Origin of the sequence: Octadecabacter sp. R77987 (genome assembly GCF_042466115.1) — a bacterium.
GTDB lineage: Bacteria > Pseudomonadota > Alphaproteobacteria > Rhodobacterales > Rhodobacteraceae > SW4.
In genome coordinates, this window is sequence record NZ_JAXHBQ010000001.1 from 1,288,775 (window position 1) to 1,312,990 (window position 24,216).

The window sequence follows — 24,216 nt, forward strand, 5'->3', positions numbered from 1 at the left end:
TCAGGCCGCCTTGCGCAGGGTCGCCGTCAGCACGCCCATGGCGATCAGAACACCGCCGCCTGCGCGGGTCATCCATGCCAGCACGGCAGGCTTGCGGATGGTCGCGCGCATGCCATCAGCCAGCAGCGCATAGGCCAGTGCGTTTACGGCAGCGAGGGTCACAAATGTCGCGATCAACACGGCAAATTGCGGCGGAAGCGGGCGATCCAGCACAAGAAACTGCGGCACGAAGGCGATGAAAAAGACGATGGATTTCGGGTTCAGCGCCGTGACCAGTGCCGCATTGCCGAAGACGTGGCGCGGGCTCAGGTTAGGGACATCGTCAAGGTGCGCCAACCTATGCCCACCCGCGCGGATCATGCCAATGCCCATCCACACCAGATAGGCGGCCCCGATCCACTTCAGTGCCGTGAACGCCGTCGCCGAAGCCAGCACAACTGCGCCAAGCCCAAGCAATGACGCGGTCATCGCGATCAAATCACCCGTCGCCACCCCCGCGGCCGAAGCCACCGCCACGCGCCGCCCCTGGGTCAGCGCATAGGTCAGAACCAGCACGATTGTCGGGCCGGGAATCATCAACAGCACGGCAGATGCCGCGACAAAGGCAAACCACACCTGAATTTCCATCGCACTTCTCCCAAGGGGGTTCCAGCCACGCCCCCCATAGGTTAAACGCTGCATCAGCAAACGCCACCCTTGACCGGAGAGACCCATGAAGTTTTTCGTAGATACCGCCGACCTCGAAGCGATCACCGAACTCAACGACCTTGGCATGGTGGACGGGGTGACGACAAACCCTTCGATCATCGCCAAATCGGGCCGTGACATTCTGGAAGTGACCAAGGAAATCTGTGACATCGTCGACGGGCCAGTGTCAGCCGAGGTTGTGTCGCTGAGTGCTGACGAAATGATCGCCGAGGGCCGCAAACTGGTCAAGATCGCCGACAATATCGCCGTGAAAGTGCCGCTGACATGGGATGGCCTCAGGGCCTGCAAGGTGCTGACGGGCGAGGGCAACATGGTCAACGTGACCCTGTGTTTCAGCGCCAATCAGGCGCTGCTGGCCGCCAAGGCCGGTGCGACCTTTATCAGCCCCTTTATCGGCCGTCTGGATGATATCAACCTTGACGGGTTGGAGCTGATCGAGGACATCCGCACGATCTATGACAACTACGGCTACGAGACACAAATTCTGGCCGCGTCCATTCGCAACGCCAACCATATGTCGGAATGCGCCAAGATCGGTGCTGACGTTTGCACGGCCCCGCCAAACGTGATCAAGGCGATGGCCAACCACGTGCTGACCGACAAGGGGCTGGACGGGTTCATGGCTGACGTGAAAAAGGCCGGCATCAAGATTTTGTAAGCCAAAGCGGCCCCGACCCAAGTAGTCGGGGCCACGCGACACAGCTACAACACTTTGACCCATAACAAAAAAACAGGCGAAATCGCCAAACGGGTCTGCTATACAGGCGCAAAGTTACAAAAATGAGTGATGGCATGAGCAGCGATCCCCTTCTGAACGATGACGTTCGGACCAAAATCATGTCCGACCCCGAAGCCTTGCTTGAGGATCAGGACATCATGCGCGCGCTTGTGGCCGCCAACGAAAAATCCCTTGGTGGCAATATCGTTGATCTGCGCGGCATCGCGATGGAACGGCTTGAGGCGCGCCTTGACCGGCTTGAAGATACCCATCGCAGTGTGATCGCCGCCGCTTATGAAAACCTTGCCGGCACCAACCAGATACACCGCGCTGTGCTGCGGATGATGGATGCGACCAAGTTCGAAAGCTTCCTGCGCGATCTGAACACCGATGTCGCGGCCATTTTGCGCGTCGATTGCGTGCGCCTTGTGCTGGAATCCGTGGCCCGCACCGATGATCCCGCCGTTTCACGGCTGGGCGATGTGCTGAACGTGGCCGAACCGGGCTTTGTCGATGACTATCTGACTCAGGGGCGCAACATGCCCGTGCGTCAGGTCACCCTGCGACAGGTCCAGCCCGAGGATCACAGCATATTCGGCGATAAATCCGACTACATCCGCTCCGAAGCCTGCATCAAGCTTGACCTTGGTGATGGCCGCCTGCCCGGCATGTTGATCATGGGCGCCGAAGACCCGCATCAGTTCACCCCGCAGCAAGGCACTGATCTGCTGACATTTTTCGGCGGCGTCTTTGAACGTGCCATGCGGCGCTGGCTGTCCTGAGGGCCGTGATTTCCCCCGCCCTGTCGGATGCCCTGCGCGGCTGGCTGGATCACCAGAAGGCGTTGAATGGCGCGGCGGACAATACGCTGACGGCCTATCAGACCGATCTGCTGGGGTTCTTGTCCTTCATGACGCAGCACCATGGCGGGCAGCAGGGATTGGGGCCAATCTCGGCGATCTCTGTCAGCGATATGCGCGCGTGGATGGCCCATGAACGCGGGCGCGGCGTTGCGGCGCGATCCTTGGCGCGGTCCTTGTCGGCGGTGAAGTCCTTTTATCGCTGGTTGGCGGAACGCGAAGGGTTTGAACCGACCGCCGTTTTGTCGACCCGCTCGCCCAAATTCCAGAAAAAGCTGCCCCGCCCACTGGCCACCGATGCGGCGCGCGCGATGATCGACACCGTTGAACTACAGGCGCGCGATCCTTGGGTCGCGGCGCGTGACACGGCGGTGATCACCCTTCTTTACGGCTGCGGCCTGCGCATTTCCGAGGCCTTGGGCCTGCGCGGGCGCGATGCCCCGCTGCCCGACGTGCTGCGCATCACCGGCAAGGGCGGCAAGGAACGCATCGTGCCTGTGCTGCCCGCGGCGCGCGCTGCTGTGGATGCCTACCTGCGCGCCTGCCCCTATCCGGTTGAACCCGATGGTCCGCTATTTCGCGCCGTGCGCGGTGGCCCCCTTGCCCCGCGCGCGATCCAGAAGGTGATGGAACATGCCCGCCTGCAACTGGGCCTGCCCGCCACTGCCACGCCCCACGCCATGCGTCATTCCTTTGCCACGCACCTGCTGTCGGCGGGCGGTGATCTGCGCACCATTCAGGAACTGCTGGGTCATGCCAGCCTGTCGACCACCCAAGCCTATACAGCCGTCGACACCGCCCGCCTGATGGAGGTCTATGACGCTGCTCACCCGAAATCGGCCAGCAATTCCTGATTGCCCTTGCCCCCCTAATCGGACATGACAGCCAAATGACACTTCGCACCAAGGCACTTGCCGTTCATCTGTTCACTGCCACCGGCGCCGTTTTCGCGATGCTGGCCTTGCTGGCCGCCGTCGAAGAAAAGTGGTCCCTGATGTTCTTGTGGCTGGTCATTGCCTTTTTCGTGGACGGGATCGACGGGCCTCTGGCGCGCAAATACGATGTGAAAACCAACGCCCCCGAATTTGACGGGGTGCTGTTGGACCTGATCATCGACTACCTGACCTATGTCTTCATTCCGGCCTATGCGCTGTTCAAACACCCCGATCTGCTGCCCGGCTGGACAGGATGGGTCGCGATTATCGTGATCACTTTTGCCGCAGCACTTTATTTCTGCGATACCCGCATGAAAACACGCGATTATTCATTCTCGGGCTTTCCGGGATGCTTCAACATGCTGGTGCTGGTGATGTTCGCGCTGAAACCCGACTACTGGGTAATCCTTGTGATTGTCGCGCTGCTGTCGGCGGCGATGTTCCTGCCGATCAAGTTCGTCCATCCCGTGCGCACCGAACGCTGGCGCAATGTGACCCTGCCAATGGCACTGGCATGGACGGCATTTGCAGGCTGGGCGGCATGGGTCGATTTCCACCCGCAAAGCTGGGCGCATTGGGGCTTGATGATCACGTCCGTCTATCTGCTGGGCGCGGGCGCGTTGCAGCAAGTGATGTATCGCGAAAAGCTTTAGATCAACAGCCCCGCCGCGCCTTCGTGGCGCAACAATGCAACCTTGGTTTCCACACCGCCCTTGCCGGAAAACCCCGTCAGCCCCTTGGCCCCCATCACCCGATGACAGGGGATGATCACGGGGATCGGGTTGCGACCACAGGCATTGCCCACGGCCTGTGCCGACTGGCCCAACGCGCGGGCGATATCGCCATAAGTCACCGTATCGCCAAAGGGGATCGCGCGCATCTGATCACAGACCGCGCGCTGGAAATCGGACCCCGCAACGCGCAGCGGCAGATCAAACTGTTTCAGACCACCTGCGGCGTAGGCCCGCAACTGGCGCGCTGTCTCGGCCAGCAATGGCGTGTCATCCACGCCGTTACCGTCCCAGTCCACACCCACAATCGCGCCCTGATCCTCTATCAGGGTCAAAGGGCCGAATTGTGTGGATACGGTAAGGGCAGGCATGACCCACCCTCACCAAATGTCACGCGCTAGGCAAGGGCCGCATCACAGCGCCCGCACACACCGGCATGGGCGTGCGTGCCCACGTCAGGCAGGATTTTCCAGCAGCGCTGACACTTTTCGCCAGCGGCCTTTTCGAACACCACGCCGATGCCGTCCACTTCGGGCAGGCGGAAGGCTTCGGCGGGGGCCGGATCGGCGGTGACGGAAATCGCGCTGGTGATGCACAGATCATCAAATGCGACCGTGCGCAGGATCGCGGCATCGTCTGCGCCCACATGCACCACGGGGGCCGCTTCGAGGCTGGCCCCGATCACCTTGTCTTGACGTTGGACTTCCAATGCGGCTGTCACAACGCGGCGCACACGGCGGATCGCGGCCCATTTCGCGGCGAGCGCATCGTCACGCCACGCCGCAGGCGTTTCAGGAATATCAACCAGATGCACGCTGCTGTCGTCACCGGGGAAGCGTTCAAGCCAGACTTCTTCTATCGTGAACACCAGCACTGGTGCCAACCATGTGGTCAACCGGTGGAACAGGATATCCAGCACCGTGCGCGCTGAGCGGCGGCGATCGGTGTTGCCATCGCAATAAAGCGCATCCTTGCGGATATCGAAGTAGAACGCCGACAGGTCCAGCGTGGCAAATTCGAACACCGCGCGGAACACCCCCTGAAAGTCGTATTTCGCATATCCCTTGCGCACGACTTCATCCAGTTCGGACAACCGGTGCAGGATCAACCGTTCCAGTTCGGGCATGTCGGCCGGTTCAACGCGGTCGGCCTCGCCAAAATCAGCCAGCGACCCCAGCATATACCGCATCGTGTTGCGCAAACGGCGGTAGCTGTCGGCAGTCCCTTTCAGGATTTCCGGCCCGATCCGCTGGTCGTTGGTGTAATCGGTCTGGGCCACCCAAAGACGCAGGATATCCGCGCCGTATTGTTTGACGATCGTGTCCGGCACGATGGTGTTGCCGATGGATTTGGACATCTTCATGCCCTTTTCATCCAGCGTGAACCCATGCGTCAGCACCCCGCGATAAGGCGCGCGCCCCATGGTGCCACAGCCCTGCAACATGGAACTATGGAACCAGCCGCGGTGCTGGTCTGTGCCTTCCAGATAAAGGTCGGCCAGCCCGTCCTCGGACCCGTCCGCACGGTCGCGCAGGGTAAAGGCGTGGGTTGATCCACTGTCAAACCACACATCCAGAATATCCATGACCTGATCGTAGTCATCTGGGTTCACGATCCCGCTCAGGAACCGCTCTTTCGCGCCGTCCTGATACCACGCATCCGCGCCTTCGGCCTCGAATGCCGCGACGATGCGGGCGTTCACCTCGGTGTTGCGCAGCAGGAAGTCATCGTCGGTCGGTTTCGCGCCAACCTTGGTGAAACACGTCAGCGGAACACCCCATGCGCGCTGGCGCGACAGCACCCAATCGGGGCGCGCTTCGATCATGGAATACAGACGATTGCGGCCCTTTTGCGGGGTCCATGTCACCAATTCGTCGATGCTGCGCAGGGCGCGCTCGCGGATCGTCGTGCCATAGGTGTCTTGGCCGTCGCCCACCGCCTTGTCGATCGCCGCGAACCACTGCGGCGTGTTGCGATAGATGATCGGCGCTTTGGAACGCCAGCTGTGGGGATAGGAGTGCTTGATCCTGCCACGCGCCAAAAGCCCGCCGACCTCGGCCAGCTTTGCCATGATCGCGGCATTTGCATCGCCCTCCCAATCGCCCTTCTTGGCTTTTTCGCGCAGGATGCGTTTGCCACCAAAGAACGGCAGATCCTCGCGGAAGGTGCCATCGTCCATGACGTTATAGGTGATCACATCGGCCAGCATTCCCAAATCACGGTAAAGCTCGAACTCCTCCATCCCGTGGGATGGCGCGCAATGCACGAAACCGGTGCCTTCTTCGTCGGTCACGAAATCCGCGGCGCGGAAATCGCGCAGATCGTCCCATTCGCCGTTCGACCCTTCGGCCCCGGCAAGGGGGTGTTGCAATGACAGGCCCGACAGTTCGTCGGCACTTACATCGCGCACACGTTTCCACATGCTGTCCTCAAGACGCGCCTTGGCAAACACATCGCCCGCCAGCTTGTCCGCCAGCAGGAAGCGCTCGCCCACCTCGGCCCAGCACTGCTCGGGCGTGCCGGTCACTTCATAAAGACCATAGGAATAGTCGGCCCCGTAAACCACAGCCTTGTTGGACGGGATCGTCCAGGGCGTCGTCGTCCAGATCACCACCTTGGCACCAGCAAGGTCGTTCACGCCCCGGACCTGATCCGGGGCCTCATCGTGCGCCTGCGCCGCAAACTTCACCCAGATCGTGAAGCTCTCCTTGTCGTGATACTCCACCTCGGCCTCGGCCAGCGCGGTTTCCTCAACGGGCGACCACATCACCGGTTTGCTGCCCTGATAAAGCGTGCCGTTCATCAGGAACTTCTGGAATTCCTCGGCGATCACACGTTCGGCGTGGAAATTCATCGTCAGATACGGATCGTCCCAGTTGCCGGTCACGCCCAGCCGCTTGAATTCGTCGCGCTGGATATCGACCCAACCGGCGGCGAAATCGCGGCATTCCTGACGGAACTCGACAACGTCCACCGCATCCTTATCCAGACCCTTCTCGCGGTATTTCTCCTCGATCTTCCATTCAATCGGCAGGCCGTGGCAATCCCAGCCTGGGATATAGCGGGCATCACGGCCCATCATCTGCTGGCTGCGCACGACCATGTCTTTCAGGATCTTGTTGAGCGCGTGGCCAATGTGCAGGTTGCCGTTGGCATAGGGCGGGCCATCGTGCAGCGTAAACGGTTCGCGGCCCGCTGCCTTTTCGCGCAGCTTGTCGTAAACGCCGACCTTTTGCCAACGTTCCAGCCATTCCGGCTCGCGTTTGGGCAGGCCCGCGCGCATCGGGAAATCGGTCTTGGGCAGGTTCAGCGTGTCTTTGTATTCAGGGGTGTCGGCGCACATTTCAGGCGTCCTTTGTCTTGATCGTCGGGAATAACGGAAGGGGGCGGTGCGATATCTCGAACACCTTTGCCCGGCACCTCATGTCAGAGTGCCGGGGAAATAATTCGCTGGATGATGGCGAAACCATAACGCATGGCGGGCTTATAGGCCTGCAATGTCGCGGGGTAAAGGCTGTCTGGCCGATCCCCAGCCCGATTATCAAATCATCCCAAAAAGTGCTGTCCCGCATTTGCGGGTGGTCAATTCGCCAAAACAATCCACATAGTGCAACGCATTATCAGTCATGGGAATTCACGATGTCAGCCAAGTATTTCGCACCCGATGGCGGCCACCCGCCACAGACCCAGCTGCTGACAGACCGCGCGATTTTCACCGATGCCTATGCCGTGATCCCCAAGGGGACGATGCGCGATATCGTCACCAGCTTTCTGCCCTTCTGGGACAAGACCCGCCTTTGGGTCATTGCCCGCCCCCTTAGCGGCTTTGCTGAAACATTTTCGCAATACATCATGGAAGTCGCCCCCGGTGGCGGATCAAACCAGCCCGAAGCGGACGCAGGTGCCGAAGGCGTGCTGTTTGTTGTCGAAGGCTGCGCCAGCCTGACGGTGGATGGCAAGACCCACACCCTGACCGAGGGTGGCTATGCTTTCCTGCCCCCCGCGACCGATTGGACACTGCACAACGAAACCGACGCGATGCTGCGCTTTCACTGGATCCGCAAGGCCTATGAAGCCGTGCCGGGCCTGGACGCGCCCGAAGTGATCATCGCCAACGAAAACGACATTGCCCCCAATGTCATGCCCGACACCGATGGTGCATGGGCCACCACCCGCTTCGTTGACCCCACAGACCTGCGCCATGACATGCACGTCACTATCGTGACCCTGCAACCGGGTGCGGTGATCCCGTTTCTGGAAACGCATGTGATGGAACACGGGCTGTATGTGCTGGAAGGCAAGGCCGCTTACCGTCTTAACGCCGATTGGGTCGAAGTCGAAGCAGGCGATTACATGTGGTTGCGCGCCTTTTGCCCGCAGGCCTGTTACGCGGGCGGGCCGGGGCCGTTCCGCTATCTGCTTTACAAGGACGTGAACCGCCACATGGCACTGCCGCGCCGCTAGGCCTCGCCGCCGATGGCCAACGTCAGCTGCTGTGCGGCGGTGATCACATGGTCAGCAAGAGCCACAACATCATCTGGCCCAACACGGCTGATCGGGCCGGACACAGAAATGCCCGCAATTGCCTCTTGGTTCACATCAAAGACGGGGGCGGCGATGCAGCGCATCCCAAGGTTCTTTTCCTCGCCGTCAATCGCATAACCACGCGCGCGGATCGCTGCCAGATCGGCGCGCAGGGCGTCAGGATCGGTGAATGTGTGCGGCGTGAATTGCTCCATCGGGGCCGCCAGCGCGCGGTCCAGGCGCCCCTCCGCCATCTGCGCCAGCAGCGCCTTGCCAATCCCCGAAGCATGCATCGGTGACAGCGTGCCGGGCGGAAAAAACGCGCGAATCGTTTCGTGGGTTTCGACCTGGGACACGAACAGCACCATATCAACCTGCGCCACGCCGATGTTGGCGGTTTCGCCCGTTGCCTCCATCAATTCGCGCAGGATCGGGCGGGCGCGTTCCACCAGACTGGTCCGGCGCAAAAACCGCGCACCGATCACGAAAGCGCGCGCACCGATATGCCAGACCTGCGCGCCCGTATCAAATTCCACCAGCCCGCGCCCTTCAAGAGTCACAAGGATGCGATAGACCGTGGCGGGCGACTGGCCCATTTCATCGGCCAAAGTGGACAGCGCCTTGCCCTGATCCTCGCTTAAGTATTCAAACACCTCCATCGCGCGATCCAGCGATTTGATGGTGTTCTGGGCGGTCTTGTCGTCCCAGTCGCGCGGGCGACCACGGGCACGGCGCGGCCCTGTTTTTGGATTATCTGCCATTGCGATGAACTGCCCCCTGCACGAATTGAAAACCCGATTCACAATGTGAAAAATTCAAGCCACTGGCATCATTGCATTTTATCGCAGTTCTGAAAAGTGAAAAACAATTTCAAAAAAATTTCCTTTCACCGCGGCGGCACCTATTGTGCCCTTGACCTGTCAAGGAGACCGACATGAGCTTTCAGAACCCTGTATTCATTCCCGGCCCGACAAACATGCCCGAAGCGATCCGTCAGGCCTGTTACATGCCGACGATCGACCACCGCTCGCCGGTGTTTGGCAAGATCCTGCATCCCTGTCTGGACGGTGTGCGCCGCGTTCTGAAATCAACCTCGGCGCATGTGTTCATCTTTCCCTCGACCGGCACGGGCGGTTGGGAAACGGCGCTGTCCAACTGCCTGAGCGCGGGCGACAAGGTGCTGGCCGCGCGCAACGGCATGTTCTCCCACCGATGGATCGACATGTGCCAACGGCACGGGCTGGACGTGCAGGTTGTCGAAACGCCGTGGGGCCATGGTTTGCCCGCCGACCAGTATGAAACCATCCTCAAGGCTGACACAGATCACGCCATCAAGGTCGTGCTGGCCACCCACAACGAAACCGCAACAGGCGTGAAATCCGACATCGCCGCCGTGCGCCGCGCATTGGACGCCGCAAACCACCCTGCCCTTCTGTTCGTTGATGGCGTGTCCTCCATCGGGTCGATGGATTTCCGCATGGATGAATGGGGCGTGGATGTTGCCGTCACCGGCTCGCAAAAGGGCTTCATGCTGCCTGCCGGTCTGGCCATCGTCGGGTTTTCCGACAAGGCGATGAAAGCCACCGAAACTGCCACCCTGCCGCGCACGTTCTTTGACGTGAAAGACATGCAAAAGGGCTATGACAACAATGCCTTTCCCTACACGCCCCCTGTTGGGCTAATGAACGGGCTGAAACTGTCGCTAGAAATGATCGAGGCCGAGGGGCTGGAAAACGTCTTTGCCCGCCACACCCGCATCGCCACAGGCGTGCGCCGCGCGGTGCAGGCCTGGGGGCTTGACCTGTGCGCCGCCTCGCCTGATGTCTATTCCGACAGCGTTTCGGCAATCAAAACACCCGAAGGGTTCAACGCCACCGATATCGTCACAGTGGCGGCCGAAAAATATGGCATGGCGTTCGGTGTTGGACTGGGTGAGGTCGCGGGCAAGGTGTTCCGCATCGGCCATCTGGGCAGTCTTACGGATGCGATGATGCTGTCGGGCCTTGGCGTTGCCGAAATGGTCATGGTTGATCTGGGGCTGGACATCAAACTGGGGTCCGGCGTGGCCGCAGCACAGGAGTTCTATCGCCACGGATCAGGTGCAGGCAAAAAGGCAGCCGCGTAATGTATATCCCCACCTATCAGGACATGTTGGATGCGCACGACCGCATTAAGCCGCATATCAAGCGGACACCGGTGATGACCTCTGCCTATCTGAACGAACTGACCGGCGCGCAGCTTTTCTTTAAGTGCGAGAACTTCCAGACGCCGGGTGCATTCAAGGTGCGCGGCGCGTCAAACGCCGTGTTCGGGCTGGATGATGAACAGGCAAAACTGGGGGTGGCGACGCATTCGTCGGGCAACCACGCATCCTGCCTGTCCTATGCCGCCAAACTGCGCGGAATTCCCTGCAACGTGGTCATGCCCAGCACGGCCCCGCAGGCCAAGAAAGACACCGTTGCGCGCTATGGCGGCAAGATCACCGAATGCGAACCCTCCACCACCTCGCGCGAGGCGACATTTGCCAAGGTGCAGGCCGAAACAGGTGGCGATTTCGTGCATCCTTATAACGACCCGCGCGTGATTGCGGGTCAAGGCACCTGTGCATGCGAGTTTATGGATCAGACTGACGGGTTGGAGATAGTCGTCGCGCCCATTGGCGGCGGTGGCATGATTTCCGGCACCTGTCTGACCCTGTCCAATCAGGCACCCGAAGTGCAAATCATCGCCGCCGAGCCCGAACAGGCCGATGATGCCTATCGCAGCTTCAAGGCGGGCCATATCATCGCCGATGATGCGCCCAAGACGATTGCCGATGGGCTTCTCGTGCCGCTGAAAGACCTGACGTGGCATTTCGTGTCCAACCACGTCAGCGATATCTTCACAGCCTCGGAAACCGAAATCATCGACGCGATGAAGCTGACGTGGAAGCATCTGCGCATCGTCATGGAACCCAGCAGCGCCGTGCCGCTGGCCACGATCCTGAAAAACAAGGACCGGTTCGCAGGCAAGCGCGTCGGTGTCATCATCACCGGCGGGAATGTCGATCTGGACCGCCTGCCATGGAACGTGGGTTAAAACCCACCTTACCAACTCGTAACGTGGGTCTTGACCCACCCCGCCCAAAAGGAAACACCATGAACACGCACCCGAATTTCGAAGACTTTGAAGTTGGTTACGACATCCCCGCCAAGCCCGGCATGGACGCGGCCGACATCCAGACACCGGCGCTTGTACTGGATCTGGACGCGCTCGAGCGCAACATCAAGAAGATGGGCGACTACGCCAAATCACACGGGATGCGTCACCGCGTGCATGGCAAGATGCACAAGTCCGTCGATGTGGCGAAACTGCAAGAAAGCCTTGGCGGGTCATGTGGTGTGTGCTGCCAAAAGGTGTCCGAGGCCGAAGTCTTTGCGCGCGGTGGCATCAAGGACGTTATGGTGTCCAACCAGGTGACCGACCCTGCCAAGATCGACCGTCTAGCGCGGATGCCGAAACTGGGCGCGCGCGTTCTGGTCTGTGTCGATGACCCGACCAATGTGGCCGATCTGTCGGCAGCTGCGGTCAAGCACGGCACCCAGATCGAAGCGCTGGTCGAGATCGACTGTGGCGCAGGCCGCTGCGGCGTGACCTCGACCCAGGACGTCGTCAACATCGCCAAGATGATCGACGCCGCCGAAGGTCTGAAATTTGCCGGTATTCAGGCCTATCAGGGCGCGATGCAGCATCTTGACAGCTATGACGAACGTCAGGGCAAAACGCAGATCGCCATCGACATGGTCAAGGACGCGATTGCCGGTCTCAAGGCCAATGGTCTGGAATGTGACATCGTCGGTGGTGGTGGCACCGGGTCGTATTACTTCGAAAGCAATTCCGGCGTGTTCAACGAACTGCAGTGCGGATCCTATGCCTTCATGGATGCCGATTATGGCCGGATTCTGGACAAGGACGGCAACCGGATTGACCAAGGCGAATGGGAAAACGCACTGTTCATCCTGACCACCGTGATGTCGCACGCCAAGGCCGACAAGGCCATCGTCGATGCGGGACTCAAGGCGCAGTCCGTCGATAGCGGGTTGCCAACCGTCTATGGCCGCGATGATGTGGAATACGTCAAATGTTCGGACGAACATGGCGTCGTGATGGACCCGAAAGGCGCGTTGAACGTAAACGACAAGCTGCGCCTTGTGCCGGGCCACTGCGACCCGACCTGCAACGTGCATGACTGGTATGTCGGTGTGCGCGGCGGCAAGGTTGAAACCGTCTGGCCCGTCTCGGCCCGCGGCAAGGCCTATTGAACAGGGGCGTGGGTAAGACCCACCTTACGTCCCAGCCTTCGCGCCGGGACCACTGCAACATGACGCGGCCCAGGATCAGGTCCGGGGCGCGACACCTCTAACAGCAACCCAAGGAAATGACCCATGCTGATCGTCCCCGAACGCGACATCGCCGACCTGCTGACCCGCGAGGCATCCTTTGATGCTGTCGAAAAGGTCTTTGCCGCCATGGCCGCGGGTGATGCCTATAATTTCCCTGTCATCCGCGAGGCAATCGGCCACGAGGATGCGCTTTACGGCTTCAAGGGCGGGTTTGATGGCAAGGGGATGACGCTGGGCCTCAAGGCGGGGGGCTACTGGCCGCACAATTTGGAAAAGCGCGGGTTGATCAACCACCAGTCCACCGTGTTCCTGTTTGACCCCGACACCGGCAAAGTCGCGGCGATGGTCGGTGGGAATTACCTGACCGCCCTGCGCACCGCGGCCGCCTCATCCGTGTCGATCAAGCATCTGGCCCGCAAGGACGCCAAGGTGATGGGCATGATCGGCGCGGGGCACCAAGCCACGTTCCAGCTGCGCGCCGCGTTAGAACAGCGCGATTTCGACAAGGTCATCGGCTGGAACTACCACCCCGAAATGCTGCCCAACATCGAAAAGGTCGCGAGCGAGGCTGGCGTGCCGTTTGAGGCTGTCCCGCTGGAAGGCATTGTGGAGGCGGATGTTGTCATTTCCATCACCTCGACCTTTGCGCCTACCGTAATGGCCAACCACATCTCACCCGGCACCCACATCGCCTGCATGGGCACCGACACCAAAGGCAAGCAAGAGGTCGAAGCGGCCCTGCTGGCCCGTGCGACCGTGTTTACCGACGAGGTCGCCCAGTCGATCAGCATCGGCGAGGCACAGCACGCCGTGGCCCAAGGGCTGATCGCTGAAAGCGATGTGCACCAGATCGGCGCGGTCATCAACGGCACCCACGCGGGGCGCACCTCGGACGATGAAATCACACTGTTTGACGGCACAGGCGTCGGCCTTCAGGATCTGGCCGTGGCTGCATCCGTTGTGGAACTGGCCGTTGCGCAGGGCATCGCGATCGAGGTTGATTTCTAGGCGATGCTGTCGGCATTGCGTTTACTCTGGCGCGGCAGGCGTCCATAAATCACGGTGATGAGACAACAATATCACGCACGCCGTGTGGGCAACGACACACTGATCTGGGACGTGCACCGTTTGGTGCGGCTTTCCAAAACACTACCCGTGCATGACATCCCCCTTTCCGACATCGCCGAGCTTGATGAGGACTGGTGGTTCCAAGAACCGGCTGATGTGGCAACACCGCGCGGTGTCGCCGCGCATTTCGCACTGGTCCAAGCTTGCGATCTGCGCCATCCGATCATCCTGTGCGCTGAGGGGCGCTTGATGGACGGGATGCACCGTGTCGTCAAAGCGCTTGGTGAAGGGCGCGCTACGATCCGCGCCGTACGATTTCCCGCAACACCCCCACACGACCATATGAACGTCTCGCTTGATCAAATCCCCCACTAGCACAACAATACGCACAAAAAAGCCCCCGCCAATCACTTGGCGGGGGCGTTCGTGATCAAGTGTTCCTGCTTAGTCGTGCGGCAGTTGGCCTTTGCCTGTCCCGTGCATACCGCCCGACACTTCCTCGGTTGATTCCGCGGCCAGTTCGGCAGGCAGGATCAGGTTCAGCACAATCGCGATCAGCGCGGCGGGCAGGATGCCCGATGTCGCAAGCACCTTCCACGTGCTTGGCAGGTGCTGAAGCGCGCCCGGTTCAAGTTGCAGACCAAGACCCAAAGACAGGGCAATCGCAAAGATCACCATGTTGCGGCGGTTCCAGTCAACATCCGACAGCATCGACATACCGGCGGCCACGACCATACCGAACATAACGATCACGCCACCGCCCAGCACTTCGATTGGCACGGTCGAGATGATCGCGCCAATTTTCGGCACCAGACCGCAAAGGATCAGGAAGATCGCACCGATGGTCACAACATGGCGGCTCATCAACCCGGTCATGGCGATCAGGCCCACGTTCTGGCTGAACGATGTGTTTGGCAGCGCACCGAACAGGCCGGACACGGCAGTGCCAAGACCATCAGCAAAGGTCGCGCCCTGAATTTCGGTGTCGGTTGCTTCGCGACCTGCACCACCTTTGGTGATACCGGAAACGTCACCCACAGTTTCAACCGCCGAGACAAAGCCCATCAGGCAGAAACCCAGAATGGCGGCAAAGGTGAACTCAAGCCCAAAATGCAGCGGGTTGGGCAATGCGAAAGACGCCGCGCGCCCCACGTTGCCAAAGCTGACCATGCCCATGAAGTAGGCGACGACATAACCGGCGATCAGGCCGATCAACACGGCCGACACCGACACCATACCGCGGGCAAAGAACTTGAGGCCCAGCGTGACAAGGATCACGACACCGGCGACCGTCCAGTTTTGCAGGCTACCGTATTCTTCGGTGCCGATGGCAGGCACACCGCCCGCCGCATACTGAATGCCGACCTTCACAAGCGCCAGACCGATCATCGTGACCACAAGGCCCGTCACCAGCGGCGGCAAGGCAAAGCGGATCTGTTTGATGAACAAGCCAAGGAATGCATGGAACAGACCCCCGACCAGAACACCGCCCATGACAATGGCAAGCGCTTCTTCGCCTTTGCCCGCCACCAGCGGAATCATGATCGGAATAAAGGCAAAAGATGTGCCCTGCACGATCGGCAGTTTGGCACCCACGGGGCCAAGACCGATTGTCTGGATCAGTGTGGCGATGCCTGCAAAGAACATCGACATCTGGATCATATAGGTCATCGCCGGAAAGCCCAGCGCGCCCTGATCAGACCCGAAACCGATACCGGCGGCACCACAGATGATGATCGCCGGCGTTACGTTTGAAACGAACATTGCCAGCACGTGCTGGATGCCCAGTGGAACGGCGCGGTGAAGCGCCGGTGTGTAGTTTGGGTCGCGGAGTTGTTCCGGTGTCCCGATAGATGTATCAGCCATTATCGTTCCCTCTCTGATGATACGTCGATTGACCAGTCTTGTTGCTGGCTAGGTATTGCCGTCCTGAATTGTGAACGGGGTCGTGAAAAAGTGTTCTTCAAGGTTTGGCCCCGCGCCGATCCTGTCGATCACAGCGAAAAGCCCGGGCACGTGCAGCGGGCTCAGCACCCCGTGCCAAGTGCCCCGATGATAGTTCACGCCTTGCCCCGGCGCGGTCACAAAGGCCCGCGGGGTGCCGGGCGTGCCCCCCTCGTCGGGTGCAACCACGACGACAAAGGGATCAAGCGACATGGGCAGGAACGCCTGACTGCCTTCGGGGTGGCGTTCGACCATATCCAGCGTGATGGGAAAGGGGCGTATCTGGGCATGGAACAGGCTGATGCCTGCGCGCCCGTCACTGAAATCAAGCGTGGCACGGTCGTGATAGCGCCCGCACATCCCCGCATTGATCAGCTTGTCAGGATCGCCCGACACATCCAGCACATCGCCAAACGGCGCGAATGCCTTGGCCGTCAGGGGCTGTGCGGTGATCACGATGCTCATTGGCCCAGCTTCTCGATCAGGCGCAGTTCGGCGATGCGTTCGACCTGTTTGCAGGCTTCGGCAAATTCGGTGACGCGGTCGTTTTCGATGCGTTGATGGAAGGCCGCGAGGATCGACGGCTTGTCATAATCACGCACGGCGATGATGAACGGGAACCCGTGACGTTCTACATACTGCGTATTCAGCGCCTCAAAGGTCTCGCGTTCCTGATCGGTCAGCATATCAAGGCCGGCACCCGCCTGCTCGGATGTGCTTTCGGCCGTCAACTTGCCCGCCGCAGCCAGTTTACCTGCCAGATCAGGGTGGGCTGTCAGCACGCCAAGGCGCTGGTCCTCGCTGGCCGAGCGGAACACGCGGGCCAGCGCATTGTGCACGCCCTGCGCGGTGTCATGGGTCGGGCCCAGTTCCAGCGCATGTGCACCTTCGGCGATCCAGGGGCTGTGTTCAAAGACGCCACCAAATTCGGCTACAAACGCCGCACGCTCCATTTCTGATGGGCGGGTGCGTGTCATCGGCGGGTGCTCCTTGGCCCAGTGGTCTGCGATCTGCAAACGGGTGGCGAACCACACGCCTTCATGGGATTGAAAATGTTCGATGGCACGGCGCAGGGCGGCAGCGCGGCCCGGACGGCCGATCAGACGGCAGTGCAACCCGATCGACAGCATCTTGGGCGCGCCTGCGGTGCCTTCGGCGTAAAGACAGTCAAAGCTGTCTTTCAGATAGCTCTCGAACTGATCGCCCGTAGTGAAACCGGCCTGAATGGCGAACCGCATGTCGTTGCAATCCATCGTGTAGGGCACGATCAGCTGGTCACGCCCGCCGGCCTGCGCCCAATAGGGCAGATCGTCGGCGTAGCTGTCTGCGACATAGGCAAACTGACCCGTTTCAGCCACCAGATCGACGGTGTTGTTGGAACAGCGGCCCGTATACCAGCCACGCGGTGGTTCACCCACAACTTCGGTATGCAGACGGATCGCTTCGGCAATCGCCGCGCGTTCCTCGTCGGCGGGCATGTCCTTGTGTTCGACCCATTTCAACCCGTGGCTGGCGATTTCCCAACCCGACGCTTTCATCGCGGCGACCTGTTCAGGCGCGCGCGCAAGGGCCGAAGCCACGCCGTAAACCGTGACCGGCAGATCCGACAGCATCCGGTGCACGCGCCAGAAACCGGCCCGCGCGCCGTATTCGTAAATCGATTCCATGTTCCAGTGGCGCTGGCCCGGCCAGGGTGCCGCGCCGGTGATTTCCGACAGGAACGCCTCCGAGGCCGCATCACCGTGCAAGGTATTGTTTTCGCCGCCTTCTTCATAGTTCAGCACAATCTGCACGGCAATTTTTGCGCCATTCGGCCAGTTGGCCGCGGGCGGATTAGCACCATATCCTGTCATATCACGGGGGTAGCGGTTCACGAATTCATCCCTTCTGGTCTTGCCTTACTCATAGAGCAAAACAATCCCGCTGTTTTTCAAAAAATATCATAAAGAGCATATCGTCTGCCATGCTTTGCACCTGACGGCATGGTCGGACTATACCAAGGAATACCTTGCAGGGAGAATGCGCAATGTCCGGATACCTGACCACCCATGTTCTTGATACGGCGCGCGGCTGCCCGGCCCAAGGGCTGCGCATCGACCTTTACCGGATCGACGGGGACACCCGCACCCATCTGATCACGCTGACAACCAACGATGACGGGCGCACCGATCAACAGATCCTGCCCGCCGATCAATTCGCCACAGGCACTTATGAACTGGTGTTCCATGCCGGTGCCTATCTTGATGCCATCGGCACCCCGCCCGAAGATCCGCGATTTCTTGATGTGATCCCGCTGCGTTTCGGGATGTCCGAGGCCTCGCACTATCACGTGCCGCTGCTACTGTCGCCCTTTGGTTATTCCACCTATCGCGGCAGCTGAGCCAGTTTTTCACTGTCCCGCACGGCCGCGCTGATCTTTTCGGTCACAAACTCCATGAACAGGCGCGTTTTCGGGTCTTGGCGGCGGCGGTGTGTGAACAGGCAGGCCATCTGGATGGGTTCGGGCGGGTTTTGGACCGCGACAGGCACCAGACGACCCGCCTTGATGTGCTCCGCGACCTCGAACACGGGCTTCATGGCGATCCCGTTGCCCGCCAGCGCCCAATCGGTCAGCACATCGCCATCATCGGATTCATAGCGCCCCGCGATGCGGAACCGTTTCGGGCCATCCGGCGTGACCAACCGCCACTGGAATTCCGTCGCCCCCGGAAAGCGCAGGTTCAGGCATTCATGCCCGTCCGCGACCAATTCATCGCCCGATGCCGGATTGCCGTGTTTGGCGATGTAATCGGGCGCGGCACACAGCACCCGTTCTACATCGGCGATCTTGCGGATACGCAGGTTGCTGTCTTCGGGCGTGCCCAGAAAAAACGCAAGGTCCAGCCCCTCGGTCGTCAGATCAACCCTGCGGTCGGTCAGGCGCAGGCGGATGCTGACTTCGGGGTAAGCGGCAAGAAAATCAGGCACTTGCGGCGCGAGTAACCTGCGCCCGACCCCTAACGGACAGGCCACATACAGCGCGCCTTTGGGATTTTCGGTGATGTTGACAACTTGGGCCTCGGCATTGTCCACCGACTCCAGTATCTCGCAGGCCCCGCCATAGAATGCGCGCCCCTGTTCGGTGGGCGTCAGGCTGCGGGTGGTGCGCTGGAACAGGCGCACGCTCAGGTGCTCCTCAAGCTGGGAAATCCGCGAGGACGTAACCGCAGGCGACACCCGCAAATCACGCCCCGCAGCCGACATGCTGCCAAGTTCATAGACACGGACAAAGGTGCGGATATTATCCAGATAGGACATTGTTTTGCTTTTTTTGATGCTGCTTGGTCTTTGCCGACAATAGCAGAACAATCAACGCTCGCCTAGTCTGACCGCAAAGCGAATCTTGGGAGGGACGTCCATGTATGATCTGGCAATCTTGTGGGACTGGATCGCGTTCAGTGTGCGCTGGCTGCATGTCATCACCGCGATGGCATGGATCGGCGCATCCTTTTACTTTATCGCGCTTGATCTGATGCTCAAACCCAACGATGCCCTGCCCGATGGTGCCTCCGGTGAAGAATGGGAAGTCCACGGCGGCGGGTTCTATCACACGGTCAAATACCTTGTGGCCCCCGCGCGGATGCCCGAGCCACCTGACCTGGCACAAATGGCAAAGCTATTCGACATGGCTGTCGGGTGCCGCGCTTTTGATGATCATTTATTGGGTTGGCGGTGAACTGTATCTGCTTGACCCGACCAAAGTCGATTTGGCCCTGTGGCAGGGCATTCTGATTTCCGCCGGATCGCTGACAATCGGCTGGTTGCTTTATGATGCCATGTGCAAATCCAAACTGGCCGACACGCCGACCGTGCTGATGCTGCTGCTGTTCGTGATCCTTGTGATCATGTCATGGGGCTATAACCAGATTTTCACGGGTCGCGCAGCGCTGCTGCATCTGGGTGCATTTACGGCGACGATCATGACGGCCAACGTGTTTTTCCAGATCATGCCCAACCAGCGGATCGTCGTGCAAGACCTCAAGGAAGGGCGCACACCGGATGCGAAATACGGCAAGATCGCCAAGGTGCGTTCGACCCATAACAACTACCTGACCCTGCCTGTCGTGTTCCTGATGCTGTCGAACCACTATCCGCTGTCGTTCGGCACACAATACGCGTGGATTATCGCCGCGCTGATTTTCCTGACAGGCGTCACGATCCGCCACTACTTCAACACCATGCACAAGACCGGCAAGGGGCCGCATTGGACATGGGGCGTGACCGTCCTGCTGATGATCGTGATTGCCTGGCTGTCGACCGTGCGCAGCGGCGATACTTATGAGGAGTTGATGGCGCGCGAGCTGACCGCCTATGAAGAACGCTATGCCAGCGCAGACGGGTTCGATGATGCCTACAACACAATCATCGGCAACTGTTCCATGTGCCATGCCCGCGAACCGGTCTGGAACAACATGCAGTGGGCGCCCAAGGGCGTGCTGCTGGAAACGACCGGCGATGTCGCCCGTCACGCCCGCCAGATATACTTGCACGCAGGCGTCAGCCACGCCATGCCGCCGCCCAACGCCATCCAGATGGACGCTGAATCCCGCGAGATCATCATCGCGTGGTATCAGGCCGCCAACGACTGACCGCGACGATTGCGCGCTTGCATCGGTGTGTGCGGCGCGGCTAGGACTTCCCCGCAAGTAACGGGGATGCCATGCCACTGAATATCGCCATCGCCGGTGCCGGAATTGGCGGGCTTGCCGCCGCAGCCCTGCTGGCCGATCAGGGCCATACCATCACCATCTATGACCAGTTCGACGCGCCCCGCCCCGTGGGGTCCGGTTTGGTGATCCAACCCGTTGGTCAGGCTGTGCTTGACCAGATCGGCGCGGGCGATACGGCCCGCCAAAAAGGCAACGCGATCCACCGGATGCTGGGACACGAGGCCGATCATGGCCGCCGCGTGCTCGACGTCTGGTATGACCGCAAGGCGGGTGAAAGCTTTGGGCTGGCGATCCACCGCGCCGCGCTGTTCGATGCGATTTTGCAGGCCGCCCTGACGCGGCCAAACATCACTATCATCCCTTCTGCCGCCATTGCCGATGTGACCGATCCTGCAAAGGGCACCCGTAGCCTGATCCTTGCCGATGGCGCCCGCACCGATCCGGCCGATCTGGTGATCGACGCGGCGGGGGCGTCATCGCCACTGTCGCCGCTGGTGTCGCGCCCGCTGACCTATGGCGCAATATGGGGCACGGTGGATTGGCCCGACACCGCGCTGCCCCACGACCAACTGACACAGCAATACCGGCGCGCGGACCGCATGATCGGCGCGCTGCCCATCGGCACGATGCCGGGTGAAACCGTGCAAAAGGCGGCTGTTTTCTGGTCCCTGCCCGCCGACAGCCACGCGGCGTGGCAGGCCCGTGGGCTGGACAGATGGAAGGACGAGGCACGCAGCCTTTGGCCCGCCATCGCCCCGTTTCTGGAACAGATCACCGACCCCGACCAGATGACCATGGCGCGCTATAGCCACGGCACCCTGCGCCGCCCCTTCGGCGCACATCTGGCCCATATCGGCGACGCCGCGCACCGCGCCAGCCCGCAACTGGGCCAAGGGGCGAACATGGCGCTGCTTGATGCATTGGCGCTGGCCGAGGCGTTGCGCCAGCACCCGCTTGCAACGGCCTTGCCCGCCTATATGCGTGCGCGCCGCTGGCATGTGGCGATCTATCAGGCGATGAGCTGGGCCTTCACCCCGCAATACCAATCCGACAGCCGGATGCTGCCCATGCTGCGGGACCGCGTGTTGTTTCCGGTGTCGATGATACCGCCTGTCTCGCGCCTTCTGACTGCCCTTGTGCGCGGGTCGATGATCAATCCGCTGGGGCGGCTTGGTTCACTTTGATCCCTGCCCGAACAGCCCCGTCAGCGCCCGTTTCACCAGCGCCGTGACGGCGGGGCGCTTGACCGCGTGAAATGGCAGCGGGCGGCAAACCTCGATCGCGGCCACACCCACACGCGCGGTCAGCGCACCGTTGATCACGCCTTCACCAAAGCGGCGTGACACTTTGGACAGCACACCGCCACCAGCGACCGAGCCGATCAGATCGTCGCCCACGGCCACCGCACCCGTGGCCACAAGATGCGTCAGCACCGTGCGCGTCAGGCGCCAACTGCCCAGCACACCGGATCGCCCGCCATAGATTTCTGCAATGCGCCGGATCATCCGCAGGTTCGCCGTCAGCGCCGTAAACACATCGGCCAGCGCCAGCGGCACAATCGCCGTGACCATCGCCACCTGCCGCGCGGCGGCTTCGACCTCGCGCAGGGCGCGCTGATCAAGGGGGGCCAGCACATCGGCCTCGGCCAACCCGATCAGCCCGTCCGCGTCCAACACATCACCACTGCGTTCGCCCAGCCGTTCGCGGCCCCATTCCGTATCGGCGCGACCCTTATACAGCGTTTCAAGTTGCCCCAGCACGGCGCGCGCGTCTTTGACATCACCGCTGACCAGTGCCGCCGCCGCAGCGGTTTGAATCTTGTCCACGCGGCGCAAGCGGCTGAACGCCGCCAGTTCGCGCAGGGCGATAATCAGCAACACGATGCAAAACAGCGCCACCAGCGCCATGGCGATCCCGCCCAAGACGGGCGAGCGGTCTAGCAATCCGTTCACGAAATCCCACGCGGCGATGGACACGGCAAAACCGACAATCGCCGCCAGCAACGACCAGAACCACCGCGCCAAACGCGACGGTTTGCGCGCGGCCAGCACCGCCGCCTGCTGCATCGCCGCCTGCGGGGCCACGTCCGGCACGGCGGGCGCGGTGGCAGGTGTCAGGTCAGGCGCATCGCCTTCAAGGTCGATCAGCACGGGGCCGGTTTTCCTGGTCATAACCGATCCCCGATCAGAAACTGCGCGGCCTTGTCCAAGCGAATATGCGGTGGACCGTCACCCGGTTTCAGGGTCAGCGGGGCGGGCGCGAAATCCATCACGCTATAGTCCGCATCAAGCCATTTTTCGGCCCCCTCGCGCGCTGGCCCCAGCAGATGCGCGGGGTCATCGGGCAGATCGCCGGGATAGAAGGCAGCCTGCTTTCCACCCTCCAGCAACTGCCCACGCACCACGTCCAGTTTGCGGCCATCATGGCTGATCTGATCCTCCACCGTGGTGCGCAGCGCGGCGATGGACATGGCGGCTGTCTCGGCCCCTGCGAAATCGGCACGGTCCTTGGCGTCACGCAGCAGAGCTTGGGTGATCGCTGTCAGTTGCGGGTGTTGTGAATGGTGCAGATGGTCGGCCTTGGTCGCGGCGAACAGGATCTTTTCAACCCGCCGCCCCTGAAAAATGCGGCTCAGAAATGCATTCCGTCCGGGACGGAACGCCGCAAGAATATCAGCCATCGTGGCGCGCATGTCCTCGACCGCGGGCGGGCCTGCGTGGATCGCGCCCAGCACATCAACCAGCACGATCTGGCGGTCGATCCGTGCGAAATGATCGCGAAAGAACGGCTGCACCACGTTGCGTTTGTAGCTGTTGTAGCGGCGCGCAAATTCGCGACCCAGCGACCGGCGCGGCGCATCGCCCGCCGGCAAAGGCGCGAATGTCAAAACCGGCGAGCCTTCCATATCGCCGGGCAACAAAAACCGCCCCGGCGTGCAATCGGAATACCCCGCCGCGCGCGCAGCCTGCAGATAGGCCGTGAACGCCGCGGCCAGATCTTGGGCGACGGTTTCGTCCAGCCGCGCGGTGGTGTCCGTTTTGGCGAGCAATGCAAGGAATGCGGCCGCTTCGGCCCGCCCTTCCATGCGCGCCAGTGTATTTGCCGACCACTGCGCGAAATCCTTGTCCATCAACCCAAGGTCCAGCAGCCATTCACCCGGATAATCAACAATATCCAGATGCACGGTGCGCGGCCCCTGCAAGCCCGACAGCAGCCCAGTGGGTTGGACACGCAGCGACAGGCGCAATTCGCTGATCCGGCGCGTGCCTTGCGGCCATTCAGGGGATTTCGCTGTCAGTTTCGCCAGATGCGCCTCGTAATTGAAACGCGGCAACGTGTCGTCGGGCTGGGGCTGCAAATAGGCCGTCTGGATCGCACCATTGGCGGCAGCGACCAGTTGCGGCATCCGGCCGCGGTCCATCAGGTTCGCCACAAGGGATGTGATGAACACCGTTTTGCCTGCACGCGACAACCCCGTGACGCCCAGCCGGATCACCGGTTCGCTAAAGGGCGCGGTCACGGTATCGGCCACGCCTTCGACGCTGCGCACGATCTGGTCGGCGATGCCGCCTGCGATTGACCCTAACCCCAAGTGTAAACCTTTCCCTACTCGCCCCCAAGATAGGTGGCGCGACAC

Annotated in this window: 22 protein-coding genes and 1 pseudogene; 13 read left to right on the forward strand and 10 right to left on the reverse strand. The window is 61.0% G+C overall.

The features are described from left to right. Positions 1-627 carry a LysE family translocator gene (locus tag SJY21_RS06505; protein ID WP_377513171.1) on the reverse strand — a complete coding sequence of 209 codons (627 nt, stop codon included), beginning with the start codon at positions 625-627 and terminating at the stop codon, positions 1-3. An 85-nt stretch (positions 628-712) separates the two neighbouring features. Between SJY21_RS06505 and fsa the strand changes: the two genes are divergently transcribed. The 4 genes from fsa to SJY21_RS06525 all read left to right on the forward strand — a co-directional run bounded on the left by fsa (position 713) and on the right by SJY21_RS06525 (position 3,874). Then, positions 713-1,366 (forward strand): fructose-6-phosphate aldolase, encoded by a 654-nt coding sequence (gene fsa, locus SJY21_RS06510; RefSeq protein ID WP_377507861.1) that lies wholly within the window; start codon positions 713-715, stop codon positions 1,364-1,366. 134 nt (positions 1,367-1,500) lie between these two features. Beyond that, on the forward strand, positions 1,501-2,208 hold the full coding sequence (locus tag SJY21_RS06515; protein WP_377507863.1) for a DUF484 family protein: 708 nt from the start codon (positions 1,501-1,503) through the stop codon (positions 2,206-2,208). Between the two features lie 5 nt (positions 2,209-2,213). After that, the gene (locus SJY21_RS06520) at positions 2,214-3,140 is read left to right on the forward strand and encodes a tyrosine recombinase XerC (protein ID WP_377507866.1); all 927 of its coding nucleotides are present in this window, start codon (positions 2,214-2,216) and stop codon (positions 3,138-3,140) included. A gap of 35 nt (positions 3,141-3,175) precedes the next feature. Further along, a complete protein-coding gene (locus SJY21_RS06525) occupies positions 3,176-3,874 on the forward strand; it encodes a CDP-alcohol phosphatidyltransferase family protein (protein ID WP_377507869.1) in 699 nt (232 codons plus the stop codon). Here the strand turns inward: SJY21_RS06525 and SJY21_RS06530 are convergent. Together SJY21_RS06530 and ileS are read right to left on the reverse strand one after the other, a co-directional pair. Next, positions 3,871-4,323 (reverse strand): methylated-DNA--[protein]-cysteine S-methyltransferase, encoded by a 453-nt coding sequence (locus SJY21_RS06530; protein WP_377507872.1) that lies wholly within the window; start codon positions 4,321-4,323, stop codon positions 3,871-3,873. The genes SJY21_RS06525 and SJY21_RS06530 overlap by 4 nt on opposite strands. A gap of 26 nt (positions 4,324-4,349) precedes the next feature. After that, on the reverse strand, positions 4,350-7,295 hold the full coding sequence (ileS, locus tag SJY21_RS06535; RefSeq protein WP_377507875.1) for an isoleucine--tRNA ligase: 2,946 nt from the start codon (positions 7,293-7,295) through the stop codon (positions 4,350-4,352). A gap of 296 nt (positions 7,296-7,591) precedes the next feature. On the opposite strand from ileS, the gene SJY21_RS06540 reads away from it, so the two are divergent. Beyond that, the gene (locus tag SJY21_RS06540; RefSeq protein WP_377507878.1) at positions 7,592-8,416 is read left to right on the forward strand and encodes a bifunctional allantoicase/(S)-ureidoglycine aminohydrolase; all 825 of its coding nucleotides are present in this window, start codon (positions 7,592-7,594) and stop codon (positions 8,414-8,416) included. Here SJY21_RS06540 and bhcR read toward each other — a convergent pair. Then, complete coding sequence (gene bhcR, locus SJY21_RS06545; protein ID WP_377507881.1) at positions 8,413-9,237, reverse strand: HTH-type transcriptional regulator BhcR; 825 nt, start codon at positions 9,235-9,237, stop codon at positions 8,413-8,415. The genes SJY21_RS06540 and bhcR overlap by 4 nt on opposite strands. Before the next feature lie 173 nt (positions 9,238-9,410). Here bhcR and bhcA point away from each other — a divergent pair, with 173 nt between their 5' ends. The 5 genes from bhcA to SJY21_RS06570 all read left to right on the forward strand — a co-directional run bounded on the left by bhcA (position 9,411) and on the right by SJY21_RS06570 (position 14,301). Next, positions 9,411-10,601 (forward strand): L-aspartate--glyoxylate aminotransferase BhcA, encoded by a 1,191-nt coding sequence (gene bhcA, locus SJY21_RS06550; protein ID WP_377507884.1) that lies wholly within the window; start codon positions 9,411-9,413, stop codon positions 10,599-10,601. After that, entirely contained in the window at positions 10,601-11,554 is a 954-nt protein-coding gene (gene bhcB / locus SJY21_RS06555) for a beta-hydroxyaspartate dehydratase BhcB (protein WP_377507887.1), read from the forward strand. Before bhcA ends, bhcB begins: the two co-directional genes overlap by 1 nt. A 59-nt stretch (positions 11,555-11,613) precedes the next feature. Next, positions 11,614-12,777 carry a 3-hydroxy-D-aspartate aldolase BhcC gene (bhcC, locus tag SJY21_RS06560; protein WP_377507890.1) on the forward strand — a complete coding sequence of 388 codons (1,164 nt, stop codon included), beginning with the start codon at positions 11,614-11,616 and terminating at the stop codon, positions 12,775-12,777. A gap of 123 nt (positions 12,778-12,900) precedes the next feature. Continuing rightward, positions 12,901-13,866, forward strand: coding sequence for an iminosuccinate reductase BhcD (gene bhcD, locus SJY21_RS06565; RefSeq protein ID WP_377507893.1), 966 nt, complete (start codon positions 12,901-12,903; stop codon positions 13,864-13,866). Between the two features lie 57 nt (positions 13,867-13,923). Further along, positions 13,924-14,301 (forward strand): hypothetical protein, encoded by a 378-nt coding sequence (locus tag SJY21_RS06570; protein ID WP_377507896.1) that lies wholly within the window; start codon positions 13,924-13,926, stop codon positions 14,299-14,301. Positions 14,302-14,370: 69 nt separating this feature from the next. On the opposite strand, the gene SJY21_RS06575 is transcribed toward SJY21_RS06570, so the two are convergent. From SJY21_RS06575 to puuE, 3 genes are read right to left on the reverse strand one after another with little or no spacing between them, the layout of a single operon-like run. Then, positions 14,371-15,792, reverse strand: a complete 1,422-nt coding sequence (locus SJY21_RS06575; protein ID WP_377507899.1) for a uracil-xanthine permease family protein — start codon at positions 15,790-15,792, stop codon at positions 14,371-14,373. A 48-nt stretch (positions 15,793-15,840) separates the two neighbouring features. Further along, entirely contained in the window at positions 15,841-16,335 is a 495-nt protein-coding gene (locus tag SJY21_RS06580; RefSeq protein ID WP_377507902.1) for an ureidoglycolate lyase, read from the reverse strand. Further along, entirely contained in the window at positions 16,332-17,744 is a 1,413-nt protein-coding gene (puuE, locus tag SJY21_RS06585; RefSeq protein WP_377507905.1) for an allantoinase PuuE, read from the reverse strand. Before puuE ends, SJY21_RS06580 begins: the two co-directional genes overlap by 4 nt. A gap of 152 nt (positions 17,745-17,896) precedes the next feature. Here puuE and uraH point away from each other — a divergent pair, with 152 nt between their 5' ends. Next, positions 17,897-18,250, forward strand: a complete 354-nt coding sequence (gene uraH / locus SJY21_RS06590; RefSeq protein ID WP_377507913.1) for a hydroxyisourate hydrolase — start codon at positions 17,897-17,899, stop codon at positions 18,248-18,250. Here the strand turns inward: uraH and SJY21_RS06595 are convergent. After that, on the reverse strand, positions 18,235-19,167 hold the full coding sequence (locus SJY21_RS06595) for a LysR family transcriptional regulator (RefSeq protein WP_377507916.1): 933 nt from the start codon (positions 19,165-19,167) through the stop codon (positions 18,235-18,237). The two genes, uraH and SJY21_RS06595, sit on opposite strands and share 16 nt — an antisense overlap. A 100-nt stretch (positions 19,168-19,267) precedes the next feature. On the opposite strand from SJY21_RS06595, the pseudogene SJY21_RS06600 reads away from it, so the two are divergent. Together SJY21_RS06600 and SJY21_RS06605 are read left to right on the forward strand one after the other, a co-directional pair. Then, a pseudogene (locus SJY21_RS06600) lies at positions 19,268-20,498 on the forward strand (urate hydroxylase PuuD). Positions 20,499-20,569: 71 nt separating this feature from the next. Next, positions 20,570-21,763: an FAD-dependent oxidoreductase gene (locus tag SJY21_RS06605; protein WP_377507919.1), complete on the forward strand. Its 1,194-nt coding sequence runs from the start codon at positions 20,570-20,572 to the stop codon at positions 21,761-21,763. Here the strand turns inward: SJY21_RS06605 and SJY21_RS06610 are convergent. Continuing rightward, the gene (locus SJY21_RS06610) at positions 21,755-22,750 is read right to left on the reverse strand and encodes a YcjF family protein (protein WP_377507922.1); all 996 of its coding nucleotides are present in this window, start codon (positions 22,748-22,750) and stop codon (positions 21,755-21,757) included. The two genes, SJY21_RS06605 and SJY21_RS06610, sit on opposite strands and share 9 nt — an antisense overlap. Beyond that, positions 22,747-24,156, reverse strand: coding sequence for a YcjX family protein (locus tag SJY21_RS06615; RefSeq protein WP_377513172.1), 1,410 nt, complete (start codon positions 24,154-24,156; stop codon positions 22,747-22,749). The genes SJY21_RS06610 and SJY21_RS06615 overlap by 4 nt, the downstream gene beginning before the upstream one ends. Between the last annotated feature and the right edge of the window lie 60 nt (positions 24,157-24,216).

Coding starts and splice junctions, on each gene's coding strand:
- SJY21_RS06605 (WP_377507919.1), top strand. CDS start 20,570: ATGCCACTGAATATCGCCATCGCCGGTGCCGGAATTGGCGGGCTTGCC.
- fsa (WP_377507861.1), top strand. CDS start 713: ATGAAGTTTTTCGTAGATACCGCCGACCTCGAAGCGATCACCGAACTC.
- SJY21_RS06540 (WP_377507878.1), top strand. CDS start 7,592: ATGTCAGCCAAGTATTTCGCACCCGATGGCGGCCACCCGCCACAGACC.
- SJY21_RS06575 (WP_377507899.1), bottom strand. CDS start 15,792: ATGGCTGATACATCTATCGGGACACCGGAACAACTCCGCGACCCAAAC.
- SJY21_RS06580 (WP_377507902.1), bottom strand. CDS start 16,335: ATGAGCATCGTGATCACCGCACAGCCCCTGACGGCCAAGGCATTCGCG.
- bhcA (WP_377507884.1), top strand. CDS start 9,411: ATGAGCTTTCAGAACCCTGTATTCATTCCCGGCCCGACAAACATGCCC.
- SJY21_RS06610 (WP_377507922.1), bottom strand. CDS start 22,750: ATGACCAGGAAAACCGGCCCCGTGCTGATCGACCTTGAAGGCGATGCG.
- SJY21_RS06530 (WP_377507872.1), bottom strand. CDS start 4,323: ATGCCTGCCCTTACCGTATCCACACAATTCGGCCCTTTGACCCTGATA.
- bhcB (WP_377507887.1), top strand. CDS start 10,601: ATGTATATCCCCACCTATCAGGACATGTTGGATGCGCACGACCGCATT.
- SJY21_RS06525 (WP_377507869.1), top strand. CDS start 3,176: ATGACACTTCGCACCAAGGCACTTGCCGTTCATCTGTTCACTGCCACC.
- ileS (WP_377507875.1), bottom strand. CDS start 7,295: ATGTGCGCCGACACCCCTGAATACAAAGACACGCTGAACCTGCCCAAG.
- SJY21_RS06515 (WP_377507863.1), top strand. CDS start 1,501: ATGAGCAGCGATCCCCTTCTGAACGATGACGTTCGGACCAAAATCATG.
- SJY21_RS06570 (WP_377507896.1), top strand. CDS start 13,924: ATGAGACAACAATATCACGCACGCCGTGTGGGCAACGACACACTGATC.
- bhcC (WP_377507890.1), top strand. CDS start 11,614: ATGAACACGCACCCGAATTTCGAAGACTTTGAAGTTGGTTACGACATC.
- uraH (WP_377507913.1), top strand. CDS start 17,897: ATGTCCGGATACCTGACCACCCATGTTCTTGATACGGCGCGCGGCTGC.
- SJY21_RS06595 (WP_377507916.1), bottom strand. CDS start 19,167: ATGTCCTATCTGGATAATATCCGCACCTTTGTCCGTGTCTATGAACTT.
- SJY21_RS06505 (WP_377513171.1), bottom strand. CDS start 627: ATGGAAATTCAGGTGTGGTTTGCCTTTGTCGCGGCATCTGCCGTGCTG.
- bhcR (WP_377507881.1), bottom strand. CDS start 9,237: ATGGCAGATAATCCAAAAACAGGGCCGCGCCGTGCCCGTGGTCGCCCG.
- bhcD (WP_377507893.1), top strand. CDS start 12,901: ATGCTGATCGTCCCCGAACGCGACATCGCCGACCTGCTGACCCGCGAG.